Origin of the sequence: Variovorax sp. GrIS 2.14 (assembly GCF_046115955.1) — a bacterium.
GTDB lineage: Bacteria > Pseudomonadota > Gammaproteobacteria > Burkholderiales > Burkholderiaceae_C > Variovorax.
Genome location: NZ_JBJXIA010000024.1, coordinates 16,790 through 29,676, shown reverse-complemented (window position 1 = coordinate 29,676; position 12,887 = coordinate 16,790). Strand labels below are relative to the sequence as shown.

Genomic DNA, 12,887 nt, shown 5'->3' with positions numbered 1-12,887 from the left:
GTGCGGCCGGCATGCGGATAGAGAGAAGGTCGCAAACTGCTCGGCGAGCGCCTCCGGGACTTGAGAGGTAGGCCTCAGGCAACCCACTATTGTAAGTCGGCACTCTCTTTTTGTCGCCCTTGGCAACCATAGTCCGGCATTCGGCGGGGCAATGCGCCCGCATCGCAACTACTTGCCTCAGTCAATCGATTTGTTGACAATGGCATGCATGTTCCAGACTTCGACCAGTGTGCCGACCGCCTCCGTCAAAGCCGTGCGACGCTTCAACCGCTTCTTCACCCGCCGCATCGGCGTGCTCGATCCCTATCTGGGCAGCGACCTGTCGCTCACCGATGTGAGGGTGCTCTACGAACTGGCGCACCGCGAAGCACCCGTCGCCAGCGAACTCGCGCGTGACCTAGGGCTGGACGGCGGCTATCTAAGCCGCATCTTGCGGCGCTTCGAACAGGCCGGCTGGCTCACACGCAGTGCCCACGCCAACGACGCGCGCCAAAGCGTGTTGACCATCACCGAAGCCGGCCGCACGGCTTTTGAACCCCTGCAGCAGAGGTCGCGCGACGAGGCGGCTGCGCTGCTGGCATCGCTCGATCCCGCACGCCAGCAGAAAGTGGTGACCGCCATGCAGCAGATCGAAGCCTTGCTGGAACCGCAGGCTGCCGATGCCATCAAGCCCCGCACTGCCCTGCTGCGCGACCCGATTCCCGGCGACATGGGCTGGGTCGTGCAACAGCACGGCGAGATCTACTGGCGCGAGTACGGCTGGAACAGCGAGTTCGAAGCGATGGTGGCCGACATCGCCGCGCAGTACATCCGCAAGTTCGACCCGCAATGGGAGAAGTGCTGGATCGCCGAGCTCGAAGGCGAGCGCGTCGGCGCAATCTTCGTTGTCCGCAAATCGGCCACCACCGCGCAACTACGTATGCTGCTGCTCACGCCCGGCGCCCGCGGGCTCGGTCTGGGCGCTCGGCTCACCGACGAATGCATCGCCTTCGCGCGCGCCAAGGGCTACAGGAAGATCGTGCTGTGGACCAACAGCTGCCTCGTTGCCGCTCGCGGCATCTACGCCAGACGCGGCTTCGAGCTGGTCAAGTCCGCGCCGTATGAAGGCTTCGGACAAAAGCTGGTGGGTGAGACCTGGTCTTTGAAGCTTTAAGCGACCTGCCTGACAGTTACTGCATGAACCAGCCGTGGCTGACGACCAAAGACTGTCCGGTCAACGCATTCGTCTTGAAGCCCGCGAACATCAGCGCTACCTGCGCCACGTCGTCGGTCGTTGTGAACTCGCCGTCGACGGTTTCCTTGAGCATCACGTTCTTGATGACTTCCGCCTCGGTGATGCCGAGCGTCTTCGCCTGTTCGGGAATCTGCTTTTCGACCAGCGGCGTGCGCACGAAGCCGGGGCAGATCACGTTGGCGCGGACGTTGTACTTGGCGCCTTCCTTGGCGACCGTTTTGCACAGGCCGATGAGGCCGTGCTTGGCGGTCACGTAAGGAGCCTTGAGCAGCGACGCTTCCTTCGAGTGGACCGAGCCCATGTAGATCACGCTGCCACCGCGCCCTTGCGCGTACATGTGCTTGAGGCACGCGCGCGTCGTCAGGAAAGCACCATCGAGGTGAATCGCGAGCATCTTCTTCCAATCGGCAAAACTGAACTCTTCGATGGGATGAACGATCTGGATGCCGGCGTTGCTGATGAGGATGTCGATGCCGCCGAAGACCGCAGCGGCTTCTTCGACGCCTGCGTTCACCTGGTCTTCGTTGGTGACGTCCATGCCGACACCAATGGCTTCGGCGCCCGTGGCCTTTAGCTCAGCTGCCGTGGCGTCCGCTGCTTCCTTGTTTAAGTCGGCGATGACGATCTTGGCGCCTTCCTTGGCGAACACGATGGCAATTTCCTTGCCGATGCCGCTGGCCGAGCCGGTGATGAACGCGACTTTGTTTTTGAGTTGCATGAGAATTCCTTAAATGAGTAAAAGTTTAAATGCGGGACGGGGCGGTCTTTGCACTTCGGGAGCTCACGTACTGCCGGAGCGGGCGGTGCCCGCACGCGTGTCCAGGCTGGGCTTGTGCACGCGCAATGCGTCGGGCTCGGTTAGGTCGTAGGTGGTCACGCCGTTCGCGCTGGTCGTCTTCAGCCAGTCCGGATGCGCAAGCGTGTTGTTCATGTCGCGCGCGCCGGCCTCCCAATGCTCGGTGACTGTCGTGCGAGAAAACTCATAGTCTTTCGAGTCGAGTTCATAAGGCCGGTTGCGGTAGATCAGATGAACGATGTCGATCGGCTTGTGCGTCATTTGTGCGCTCAGCGCTTCCACGCTCTTGTCATTGCGCAAGGCGGCAGGAAGCTTCTTGATGAGGTCGGCCAGTGCCTGTTGCAGGTTGACGTTGGCCGACACCGCATCGGTGTTCATCCGCGTGCGGCTCGAATAGATGATGTCTTTTTGCCGTTGCGACACTTCGGCCAGTGTCTGCGGCATGACGCCGCGTGCGCTGAACAGGTCGACCTGAAGCACCACCAACGGCTGCGTGCGCGGATGGACGTCAAGAACATATTGCAGCGGCGTGTTCGACACGATGCCGCCGTCCCAATAGTCTTCGCCATCGATGTGCACCGGCGGAAAACCGGGCGGCAGCGCGCCGCTCGCCATGATGTGTTCCGGAGTGATCTTCTGCGCAGCGTTGTCGAAGTAGATCGAGTTGCCGGTGCGCACATTCACCGCGCCCACGCTGATGCGCATGGCGTCTTTGCGGTTGATGCGGTCGAAGTCGACGAAGCGCTCGAGCGTCGACTTGAGATCCGTCGTGTCGCAGTAGCTGAGCACCGGCGCAGAGCTGCCCAGCAGCATGGCGGGGCCGATGCGCGGCTTGAAAAACCCCGGAATCCCGAAAAACACCGCTGACGCCGCGCTCCACTGATTGAGCATCATGCGGTCGCCAAGAACCGACGGCAGTTGCTGACCCGGTCCCGACGAGAGAAGGTCCCAGAATCCCTTGAGCTTGTCGATGCGTTCATTGGGCGCGTTACCCGCGATGATCGACGCGTTGATGGCACCGATAGAAACACCGGCCACCCAATCGAGAGATTGATAGCGCTCGAACAGTTCCTCGCAGACGCCTCCCTGATAGGCGCCCAGCGCGCCCCCGCCTTGCAGCACGAGCGCCTTGGTGGCCTGGCCCATGTCGGATGCGGGTGCCGGAGCAGACGAAAGCCCCGAGAGCGCTGCGCGGGGAGCGGGCGGATTGCGGGGCTTGGAAGTCTGGCGGGGCGCGGGAACGGGCGAAGGCTTGCTTGTGCTCATTCCCGCATTGGACACCGCGTTTCTGACAGCCGGCAGGCCGGCTCCGAGTTTTTACTTCGGCAACATCTGTCCGCGGATTTCGCCGCCGGGGTTGGCCGCGGTATGCACGTTGGCATACCACTTGCCAGCCATCAGATCTGCCGCTTGAGCCGGGGTGAGCGTTGCGGTTCCTTCGATAGGGGTGGCCGGGCTGGTGAAAGGCACAACCACACCGGCGTTGGCGCCAGCGACTGCGGGACCATGAAAGTGCGCCGCAGTGGCGGGGCCGCTCAGGCCCGAATAGGTGACCTTGTACTTCAGCACATTGGTGCCCTTGTCGAGGGTGGCTTCGGCCATGCCGCTGCCGCGCGTCATGTTCGGAGGCACTTCGCTGGATGCGTTCATGGCGCCGCTGAAGCTGGCAGTGTTGGAATTCATGCCCATCATTCCGCAGCCGGCGAGCGCCATGGTGGCGACGCCTGCGACGAAGGTTGCGCGCAAAAAGGTGCCGTATCGGTTCATTGGTTATCTCCTGGATTTAGTCGAAGTGACTTTCGAGCATAGGCAATTGCGGAGCCGGCGTCATGTCGGCAAAACGCGCGACTTGATCAGAAGGCGATGGACCCCTCAGCCGACTTTTGCCGACCCCAGCGCTTCGCCGCGCGTAGGTGATGGCCGGCCATCGGCCGGCCGCGCCGCTGCGTTCTTGAGCGAACCGAACGTGTGCGCATAGACCCAGGTGAACTCTGCCCCCAGCAAAAAGATCTGCGCCGAGTAGTAGACCCAGACCAGCACAACGACCAGCGAGCCCGCCGCGCCGTAGCCCGAGGCCACGCTGCTCTTGCCGATGTACAGGCCAATCAGGTGCTTGCCGATGGTGAAGAGCAGCGCCGTCACCGCCGCCCCCACCCACACGTCGCGCCACTGCACCCGCACGCGCGGCATGATCTTGTAGATCATCGCGAAGACGACCGTCACCATCACGAAGCTGAAGACGAAGTTGACCGCTTGCGCCAGCGTGGCCCAGCCGCCGAACAACGGTGACCACCATTTGCCCAGCGCGGCCAGTGCCGCGCTCGCCACCAGCGACACCATCAGCAAAAAGCCGATGCCCATGATCATGCTGAACGACAACAGCCGCACTCGAAGCAAGTTGAACAGACCCGTATTCTTGTCGCGCGCCGGCGCCCGCCAGATGCGATCGAGCGCATCCTGCAATTCACCGAAAACGGTGGTCGCACCGAGTACCAGCAGCGCGATGCCGATCACTGTCGCGACGATGCCTTCGGTCGGCTTGTTGACCGCCTCCAGCATGCCCTGCACCGCCATCGCTCCTTGCGGACCCATGAGCCCCGACAGCTGCGCAAAAATCTCTCCTCGGGCTGCATCGCGGCCGAAGACGAGCCCCGCCACCGAGATGACGATGAGCAGCAATGGCGCCACCGAAAACACCGTGTAGTAAGCGAGCGCGGCCCCCATGCTCGGGGCGTAGTCGTTTGCCCACGAGGCGAAGGCCCGCTTCGACAAGTCGAAGAGGGCACGAAGTTTTTCCGGGAGTTGCGGCAGTTGCATGCGCCGAGTATTACCCCCGGGTTAGGCAAAGCTGTCAGTCGTGCGCGCGGCCTGCTGACGGCCGTTTCGCCAACGATAATCTTCGACAAATGCAACCGGCTTCTTCCAACGTGGCGGCAGCGCCCGATCGCATGTCTCACCCCCTGCCCCAGTCGCCACGCGATCTTTTCGTGTCGTTCACCTGGCTCGCGCTGCAGGGTTTTGGAGGCGTCCTCGCCATCGTCCAGCGCGAGTTGGTCGAGAAAAAGAAGTGGCTGACACCCGACGAATTTCTCGAGGACTGGGCCGTGGCGCAGGTCATGCCCGGGCCCAACGTCATCAACCTCAGCCTGATGATCGGCGACCGGTACTTCGGCTTGCGTGGTGCCGTCGCAGCCGTGGCAGGCATGTTGGCGGTGCCACTGGTCATCATCCTGGCGCTCGCGATGGTCTACGCGCACTTCGCGACCAACCCGCAGGTCGCGGCCGCCCTGCGCGGCATGGGCGCGGTGTCGGGCGGCCTCATCGCTGCGACCGGCGTCAAGCTCATTCCGCAACTTCGCAAGCACCCGCTCGGCTTCGGCATTTGCATCGCGACCGTGGCACTCGTCTTCGTGCTGATCGGCGTGCTGCAGCTTCCGTTGGGCTGGGTGCTGCTGGTGGTGGGCGGTGCAGCGTGCGTCGCGACCTGGCGAAAGCTGACGCCATGACCGACCTGACGAATCTAACGATCGTCATGCACTGGCATGACTGGCTGGCGCTTTTCGGCCAGTACATGCTGCTGTCGCTGCTTTCGATCAGCGGCGCCATCACCACGGTGCCGGACATGCACCGCTACCTGGTCGACCAGCATCACTGGCTCACCGCCACGCAGCTCAATTCTTCGGTCGCCATCGCGCAAGCTGCACCCGGCCCCAACGTGCTGTTCGTGGCGTTGATGGGATGGAACGTCGGCCTCAACGCTGGCGGCGGCATCGGCGGTGGACCGCAGGCGTGGCTGCTCGGCCTTCTCGGCCTGACGATCACCATGGCCGGCATCATGCTGCCGAGCACCACGCTCACCTACATCGCCACGCGTTGGGCACGGCGCAACCGCACGCGGCGCGAAGTGCGCGCCTTCAAGCAAGGCATGGCTCCTGTGGTGGTCGGCTTGCTGATCGCGACCGGATGGATTTTGTCGAACACAAACCACGTGAGCGTCACGCCGGCTTGGCACGTGTGGGCCGTGACGGGCGTGGCCGGCTTGATCGTCTGGCGCACCCGCATTCATCTGCTGTGGATGCTCGGCGCCGGGGCCGCGTTGGGTGCGCTCGGCTTCGTTTAAATCCGGCTGCCAGCCCTGCACAGCAGTCCTTGTTACCTTCTCACCCACTCACCAGGAACACCCATGCAACTTCGTCCGCTCGGCCGCTCCGGCCTTCAGGTTTCTCCGATCGCTTTCGGCGGCAACGTCTTCGGCTGGACCGTCGATGAAGCCCTGTCGTTCCGCCTGCTCGATGCATGGCTCGACGCCGGCTTCAACTTCGTCGACACGGCCGACGTGTATTCGCGTTGGGTGCCGGGCCACACCGGCGGCGAGTCGGAAACGATCATCGGCAAGTGGCTGCGCCAGACCGGCAAGCGCAATCGCGTGGTGCTCGCCACCAAGGTCGGCAAGCCGATGGGGGAAGACAAGGTCGGCCTGTCGCCGGCCTACATCCGTAAGGCGGTCGAGGCCTCGCTGACGCGGCTCAAGACCGACCACATCGATCTCTACCAGTCGCACGACGACGACGCCGAGACACCGCTGGCAGATTCGCTCGGCGCCTTCGCCGACCTCATCAAGGCCGGCAAGGTGCGCGCCATCGGTGCGTCGAACTACACCGCGCCGCGTCTGGCCGAAGCACTCGACCTTTCGGACAAGCTCGGCCTGCCGCGCTACGAGTCGCTGCAGCCGCTCTACAACCTGTACGACCGCGCGGTGTTCGAAGACGATTTGGAACCGTTGTGCCTGCAGCGTGGCGTCGGCGTCATCAATTTCTATGCGCTGGCAGCCGGCTTCTTGACAGGCAAGTACCGCAGCGAAGCCGACGCAGCCAAGAGCAAGCGCGGTGAGAGCACGACCAAGAAGTACCTGAACGCGCGCGGCCTTCGCATCCTCGACGCGCTGGATGTGGCAGCGCGTAAGCACGACGCGACTCCCGGCCAGGTGGCGCTCGCATGGCAGATCGCGCGGCCGGCCATCACGGCACCGATTGCCAGCGCGACCTCGATCGAGCAACTCGACGATCTGGTCAAAGCGGCCGAACTGAAGCTGGATGCTGAAACGATCGCGGCGCTCGATGCAGCCAGTACGGAATCCAGTGCCGAAGCGGAGGCCGCCTGATCTGCCGACCGGCTGATCAGTAGGCAAGCTCCCACAGCGATTGGCGCCGCCTGCCATTGCGGCCATTGGCAGCGCTCTCGATACTTCGGCCATCGCAGTATTCGAGAGAGAGGATTCCCATGTCATTCGCGCTTTACATGATCGGCTTTTTAATTTTCCTGGCTGGCCTCGCCTGGGGCGCCTCGGTCGCAGGCGTGCCGACGCTCTACATCGGCATTGGCTCCCTCATCGTGCTGGGAATCGGCATCTTCAGTGCGGTGAGTCGCACCCGCGGCAAAGACCCGTCCTGAATCCTGTACCGCACAGCACCAAAGCCAGCACCGGCACCAGGCCGAAATTCGGGATCGCCTTCGGGATGATCCGATGGCAGGAAACGTCGCGCTTGCCTAAGCTGGCGCGATGACTTCGCCCAACACTCCAGCAGCCTTGTCCGGAGGCAACTCCAGCGTACTCGCCACTGCGATCGCAACACCCGCTCTCGATTTCTTTGCCGACCTTCGCGTCGACGTCGGCGTGCCTCAAGTGCTCGGCCACGGCCCGCGTGGTTTGCGCAGGGTTGTCCCCATCAACGGTGGCGAAGCACGCGGCGTCGACTGGCATGCACGCGTGCTGCCCGGCGGCAGCGACTTCCAACTCATCCTGAGCGACACGCTGTCTGAGCTCGACGCGCGCTATAGCCTCGAAACCGATGGCGGCGATCTGCTCTACGTGCAAAACCACGCGGTCCGCTCAGCGCCGGCCGACGTCATGGCCAAGTTATTGCGCGGTGAGCCGGCCGATCCTGCGCAGGTCTACTTTCGATGCAGCCCGCGCTTCGAGACATCGTCTCCGGCGCTCAAATGGGTCTGCGAGCGGATGTTCGTCGGTGCCGGCGTAAGGCACCCGACCCAGGTGGTGATGCGCTTCTTCACGCTCGCCTAAACCATCCGTGAAGGGGCCTCGATAAGACGAAAGCCCACAAGGGTAAGCACCGAAGTGCAATGCCCGCCACAGGACTATCTTGAAGTTGTCGATGCATCACGCAGGAGACAACCATGTTGATCGTTAGCAAGTTGGTTTTGGCAGGCGGCGTTGCCGCCGCCGCGATGGCGGGGCCGGCAACGCTGGGCACTACCTCCGAACAGAGCAGCGCACAAGCCGTCACCGTATCGAGCGCGACGCAAGCGGGCTCTCAGCAGCCTCCGGCCGCGGTACCCAGTCTTACCCGATGCCCCGGCAGTTGCGACCTTTGGCAGATGCTGGCGCTGCGCCACTGAAGCCGGAACGCTGAACCCTGCCTACACGGCGATGCGCTGACGCATCGCCTCGTATAAACATACGCCGCTCGCCACCGAGACATTCAGGCTTTCGACCGCGCCCGCCATCGGGATGCTGATCAATTCGTCGCAGGTTTTGCGAGTGAGCTGGCGCATGCCCTCGCCTTCGGCACCGAGCACCAGCGCCAGCGGCCGCTTCAGGTCGGTCTGGTAAAGCGTGCGGGGCGCGTCGTCGCTGGTACCGACGCACCAGATGCTGCGCTCCTTCAGTTCATTCAGCGTCCGCGACAGGTTGGTGACCATGAAGTACGGCATGGTATCGGCCGCACCGCTCGCCACCTTCGACACCGTAGCGTTGATGCCGGCAGCATGGTCCTTCGGCGCGATGACCGCGTGTGCACCGGCACCGTCGGCCACCCGCAGGCAGGCGCCCAGGTTGTGCGGATCGGTCACGCTGTCGAGCACCAGCAGCAATGGCACCGTGCCGGCGGCTTCCAGGCCTTCGAGCAGTTCGTCGATCGAATGCAATTGCGGCATAGCCTCGACGCGGGCGGCAATGCCCTGGTGGCCGTGACTGCCTGCGAGTTTGGCAATGCGCAACGAATCGGCCTCGACGAGACGCACTCCTGCATCTTGCGCGCGAGCGATGAATTGCTTCATGCGCGCGTCGCGACGGCTCGAGTCGAACAGCACTTCGAGCACCGACTTCGGCGCGGTTTTGATACGCACGCCCACGGCATGAAAGCCGAAGATCACTTTGGGGGAAGACATCCGGCGATTATCAAGGTCAGGCGTCGGCCGGGCGAATGCTCAGGCCAGGACTTCAGGCGCTCTTGTCGTCCGACGCCACGCGCCCGGCTTCGATGGTGATGCGGCGCTCGCAACGGTCGGCGATGCCGCGGTCGTGCGTCACCATCACGAGCGTGGTGCCTAGCTCGCGATTGAGATCGAACATCAACTTCATGACCTGCTCGCCGGTCGCGTGGTCGAGGCTGCCGGTCGGCTCGTCGGCCAGCAGCAAGGCTGGTTGAACGACGAAGGCGCGGGCCAGCGCCACGCGCTGCTGCTCTCCGCCCGACAGCACCTTCGGATAGTGGCCGAGGCGCTGGCTCAAGCCGACGCGGCCCAGCATCTCCGTCGCGGCCTTGCGCGCGTCCTTGCGGTTGGCGAGCTCCAGCGGCAGCATCACGTTTTCGAGGGCGCTCAGGTTGGCGAGCAACTGAAAGCTCTGGAATACGAAGCCGACCTTTTGGGCACGCAGCGCGGCGCGGTCGTCTTCGTCGATGGCGAACAGGTCTTCGCCACCGAGCCGCACCGTGCCGCGGGTCGGTGTGTCGAGGCCCGCGATGATCGACAGCAAAGTGCTCTTGCCGGAGCCCGACGCGCCGACGATGGCCGCGGTCTCCCGTGCACCGAGGGTGAAATGGATGTCCTGCAAAATGTCCAGCGTGCCGCTCGAATCGGTGACGGACTTGAAAACATGGTCGACGGCAACAATTTCAGTGGCAGTGGCTTGTGACAGTGCGGACATCAGGTACTTTGAAAGGCTTTGCGTGTTGAATCGACTTGTGGAACGGCGTTGGGAGCGACGTCACTTTATCTTGAGCGCCACGCTGGCCGGCGCAGCGGGGCTTCTGGGCGCAGGGGCTTCCTTCGCGCAGGCCGCGCCACAGACCATCCTCATCATGGGCGACTCGCTCAGCGCCGAATATGGCCTGAAGCGCGGTGAAGGCTGGGTCGCGTTGCTGCAAAAGCGGCTGGCGGAGCAGAAGATCGATGCCCGCGTGGTCAATGCGAGCATCAGCGGCGAGACCACGTCGGGTGGCCGCTCACGCATGGATGCGCTGCTCAAGCTCAACAAGCCCGACGTGATGGTGCTCGAACTCGGCGCCAACGACGCGTTGCGCGGGCTGGCCATCAAGGACTCCGAAGCCAACCTCACCGCGATGACGAAGGCGGCGCAGGCTGCCGGCGCCAAGGTGCTGCTGCTCGGCATGCAGGTGCCGCCGAACTACGGCATGGACTATCTGAATCGCTTCTCGCGGATGTTTACCGGCACAGGCAGCGCCACCGGTGCGCCGGTCGTTCCGTTCTTCTTGAAGGGCGTAGCCGACGCGCCCGACCCGATCAGGATGTTTCAGGCCGACCGCATCCATCCGGTGGCTGCCGCGCATCCGCAGATGCTCGACAACGTCTGGCCGCAACTGCGCAAGCTGTTGAAGTAAACGATCGATTCAAGCCGACGAGCCAACGAAAAAGCCGCCACTGCACGAAGCAGATGGCGGCTTTTTCACGAACGCTAAAAGTAGAGCGAAAAGAAGCTCGAGAGACGATCAGCCGTTCTTGGTCGGAAGGTCCGGCACGGTTGGCGGATCGCGTTCGAGCGAGGCCACGTCGCTTTCCGGATCTCCGGGTGCCAGGCCATCGCTGCTCGGGCTCAGCTTGCGATTGACTTTGTCGCGCAGCTTTTCTTCCTTTTTCTTCCTCTTGGCCAGTTCCTTCTGTCGCTTCTCGTATCCGTAATTGGGTGCGGCCACTGCGTCTCCTTGGTGCGGGGCAATCCGTGGGACTGCGATGCTTCCGACTGTACGCGATTACGAAAGACGGCTCAGAGCTTGCCCAGGGCTTGTTCCAGGTCGTCGCGCAGGTCGCCGACATCTTCCAGGCCGACCGAAAATCGCACCAGCGTCCCCTTGTACGACCAACGCGCAACAGTCGGGTCGCGCATCAGGCCGATGTCGTACGGCACCACCAAACTGACCGGGCCGCCCCACGAATAGCCGAGCCGGAAGAGCTTGAGGCTGTCGCAAAAGCGGTCGGCCTGCTCGCTGCTGAAGCGCTCGTCGAAAACGATCGAGAACAGGCCAGCGGCCAGATCTGTCTTGCCGCACAGGGCACGCCAGTGGTCATGGCCCGGTGAGCCTTCGAGGGCCGGGTGCAGTACTTGCGCGATCTCGTCGCGGGCCTGCAACCAGCGTGCAAGCTCTCTCGCCGCCCTGTCGTGCGCCGCATAGCGCAAGCCGATGCTCGGCAACGATCGCAGCACCAGTTCGACATCGTTCACCCCAACGCCGAAGCCCATGCGCATGTGCGTGAGCTTGAGCGCGTTGTGCAGGCGGTCATCGCGCGTGGTCACGCCGCCCATCAGCACGTCGCCGCCACCGCTCGGGTACTTGGTAAGCGCGTGCGCAACGATGTCGACACCCTGCCCTGTGCCGCTGCCGTCCAGATCGAACGGCGCAAAAGCCAGCCCGGCGCCCCAGGTGTTGTCGAGCGCGCACAGCACGTCGCGCGCACGGCAAACGGCGACCAGCGCCGGCAAATCCGGGAATTCCATCGTGACCGAGCCGGCCGCCTCGACCCACACCAGCCGCGTGCGGTCGGAAATCTTGGCCGCGAGATCAACCGGATTCATCGCGTCGTACAGCTTGTGGGTGATGCCGAAGTTAGCCAGTTCGCCTGTCGCCAGCGCCTTGCTCGGGCCGTAGACGTTGTCGGGCAGCAGCACCTCGTCGCCGGCCTTCAGAAAGGCGAAAGACACCAGCGTGATCGATGCGAGGCCGCTCGGCACCAACAACGCGGCCGTGCCGCCTTCGAGCGTGGCGAGCCGTTCTTCGAGCGTGAACGTGGTCGGCGTGCCGTGCAGGCCGTAGGTGTAGCCGGCCTTGGTTTTCCAGTCTCGCGCGCGCAGCGCGGCCACGTCGGCGAAGAACACGGTCGAGGCCTTGAACACACCGGGTTGCGGCGCGGCGAACCTGGCCGGCGGTACGTAGGGGTGATGGATGAGTTCGGTCGAAGGCTGGGTCATGACCCCTATTGTGGCGAAGGCCGAAGATGGAAGAATCGACCCCACATTCAGGGAGGCCACAGAACAACACGAATGGAAAACGAATGGACCACGAATGCCCCGCAGCCTGACCGACCGCGAAGCCTTTGCCAGCGTACTCACCACCCTCATCCTCGAACGCTGCATGGCGTCGCGCAGCACCGAAACCTCGCGCATCGAACTTCAGGAAAGCGTGCCCGGCAACGAGCGCTCCTATGTGCGGCGCGGACTCGACGCGCTGGTCGAGCATGGCGCCTTGGCGATGAGCGGCGACGACATTGGCTTCACGCACGAGGGCAGCGCCTTCCTCGCGTATGTCGCGAGTGTCGAGCGGGCGTCGGACGACCACAACGACAGCGATGATCCGGACGCGCATGCCGCCGTCGTGCCGCTGCTCACGCTCATCGCGCAAGACGCGCGGCTGGCGCCGCCCAAGCGCATCGAAGACATACAGACCCTGCCCGGCCGCCTCGAGGGCTATCGCGCGACGAAGCAGTCTGGCTTATTGAACCGCTGGACTTTGCTGCTCGCGATCGTGGTCGTGCTGGGCGTCGTCGTCTACACGCAGCTTCGGTAGTTCAGTTTCCGCAATCATTCGACGTAGTTCAACGCGG

General features: G+C 63.6%; 17 protein-coding genes. 9 read left to right on the top strand and 8 right to left on the bottom strand.

Annotated features, from left to right (window positions below; translation table 11 throughout):
* Nucleotides 1-199 precede the first annotated feature (199 nt).
* A complete protein-coding gene (locus RCH10_RS24070; RefSeq protein WP_409054373.1) occupies nt 200-1,153 on the top strand; it encodes a GNAT family N-acetyltransferase in 954 nt (317 codons plus the stop codon).
* A gap of 16 nt (nt 1,154-1,169) precedes the next feature.
* Here the strand turns inward: RCH10_RS24070 and RCH10_RS24065 are convergent, their stop codons facing one another.
* From RCH10_RS24065 to RCH10_RS24050, 4 genes are all read right to left on the bottom strand, one after another.
* Nucleotides 1,170-1,952, bottom strand: a complete 783-nt coding sequence (locus tag RCH10_RS24065) for a 3-hydroxybutyrate dehydrogenase (RefSeq protein ID WP_323498428.1) — start codon at nt 1,950-1,952, stop codon at nt 1,170-1,172.
* A gap of 63 nt (nt 1,953-2,015) precedes the next feature.
* Nucleotides 2,016-3,296, bottom strand: a complete 1,281-nt coding sequence (locus RCH10_RS24060; protein ID WP_409054372.1) for a patatin-like phospholipase family protein — start codon at nt 3,294-3,296, stop codon at nt 2,016-2,018.
* Nucleotides 3,297-3,347: 51 nt separating this feature from the next.
* Complete coding sequence (locus tag RCH10_RS24055; RefSeq protein WP_409054371.1) at nt 3,348-3,797, bottom strand: CHRD domain-containing protein; 450 nt, start codon at nt 3,795-3,797, stop codon at nt 3,348-3,350.
* A gap of 105 nt (nt 3,798-3,902) precedes the next feature.
* Nucleotides 3,903-4,847: a YihY/virulence factor BrkB family protein gene (locus RCH10_RS24050; RefSeq protein WP_409054370.1), complete on the bottom strand. Its 945-nt coding sequence runs from the start codon at nt 4,845-4,847 to the stop codon at nt 3,903-3,905.
* Between the two features lie 89 nt (nt 4,848-4,936).
* On the opposite strand from RCH10_RS24050, the gene RCH10_RS24045 reads away from it, so the two are divergent.
* The 6 genes from RCH10_RS24045 (at nt 4,937) to RCH10_RS24020 (ending at nt 8,447) form a co-directional block, all read left to right on the top strand.
* Nucleotides 4,937-5,536, top strand: a complete 600-nt coding sequence (locus RCH10_RS24045; RefSeq protein WP_409054369.1) for a chromate transporter — start codon at nt 4,937-4,939, stop codon at nt 5,534-5,536.
* A complete protein-coding gene (locus tag RCH10_RS24040; RefSeq protein ID WP_409054368.1) occupies nt 5,533-6,150 on the top strand; it encodes a chromate transporter in 618 nt (205 codons plus the stop codon). The genes RCH10_RS24045 and RCH10_RS24040 overlap by 4 nt, the downstream gene beginning before the upstream one ends.
* A gap of 63 nt (nt 6,151-6,213) precedes the next feature.
* The gene (locus tag RCH10_RS24035; RefSeq protein ID WP_409054367.1) at nt 6,214-7,191 is read left to right on the top strand and encodes an aldo/keto reductase; all 978 of its coding nucleotides are present in this window, start codon (nt 6,214-6,216) and stop codon (nt 7,189-7,191) included.
* Between the two features lie 119 nt (nt 7,192-7,310).
* Nucleotides 7,311-7,481, top strand: a complete 171-nt coding sequence (locus tag RCH10_RS24030) for a hypothetical protein (RefSeq protein ID WP_187051650.1) — start codon at nt 7,311-7,313, stop codon at nt 7,479-7,481.
* Nucleotides 7,482-7,590: 109 nt separating this feature from the next.
* Nucleotides 7,591-8,112 (top strand): DUF3237 domain-containing protein, encoded by a 522-nt coding sequence (locus RCH10_RS24025; protein ID WP_409054366.1) that lies wholly within the window; start codon nt 7,591-7,593, stop codon nt 8,110-8,112.
* Between the two features lie 113 nt (nt 8,113-8,225).
* The gene (locus RCH10_RS24020) at nt 8,226-8,447 is read left to right on the top strand and encodes a hypothetical protein (protein ID WP_409054365.1); all 222 of its coding nucleotides are present in this window, start codon (nt 8,226-8,228) and stop codon (nt 8,445-8,447) included.
* A 21-nt stretch (nt 8,448-8,468) separates the two neighbouring features.
* Here RCH10_RS24020 and rlmB read toward each other — a convergent pair whose 3' ends face one another.
* A complete protein-coding gene (rlmB, locus tag RCH10_RS24015) occupies nt 8,469-9,218 on the bottom strand; it encodes a 23S rRNA (guanosine(2251)-2'-O)-methyltransferase RlmB (protein ID WP_323498437.1) in 750 nt (249 codons plus the stop codon).
* 52 nt (nt 9,219-9,270) lie between these two features.
* Complete coding sequence (locus RCH10_RS24010) at nt 9,271-9,978, bottom strand: ATP-binding cassette domain-containing protein (RefSeq protein ID WP_323501211.1); 708 nt, start codon at nt 9,976-9,978, stop codon at nt 9,271-9,273.
* A 25-nt stretch (nt 9,979-10,003) separates the two neighbouring features.
* Here RCH10_RS24010 and RCH10_RS24005 point away from each other — a divergent pair, with 25 nt between their 5' ends.
* Nucleotides 10,004-10,672, top strand: a complete 669-nt coding sequence (locus tag RCH10_RS24005) for an arylesterase (RefSeq protein ID WP_409054364.1) — start codon at nt 10,004-10,006, stop codon at nt 10,670-10,672.
* A 108-nt stretch (nt 10,673-10,780) separates the two neighbouring features.
* Here RCH10_RS24005 and RCH10_RS24000 read toward each other — a convergent pair whose 3' ends face one another.
* Both RCH10_RS24000 and RCH10_RS23995 read right to left on the bottom strand, forming a co-directional pair.
* A complete protein-coding gene (locus RCH10_RS24000; protein WP_187051646.1) occupies nt 10,781-10,984 on the bottom strand; it encodes a hypothetical protein in 204 nt (67 codons plus the stop codon).
* A 71-nt stretch (nt 10,985-11,055) separates the two neighbouring features.
* Nucleotides 11,056-12,255 (bottom strand): PLP-dependent transferase, encoded by a 1,200-nt coding sequence (locus RCH10_RS23995; RefSeq protein WP_409054363.1) that lies wholly within the window; start codon nt 12,253-12,255, stop codon nt 11,056-11,058.
* 94 nt (nt 12,256-12,349) lie between these two features.
* Here RCH10_RS23995 and RCH10_RS23990 point away from each other — a divergent pair, with 94 nt between their 5' ends.
* Entirely contained in the window at nt 12,350-12,850 is a 501-nt protein-coding gene (locus RCH10_RS23990; protein WP_409054362.1) for a hypothetical protein, read from the top strand.
* The last annotated feature ends 37 nt before the right edge of the window (nt 12,851-12,887 follow it).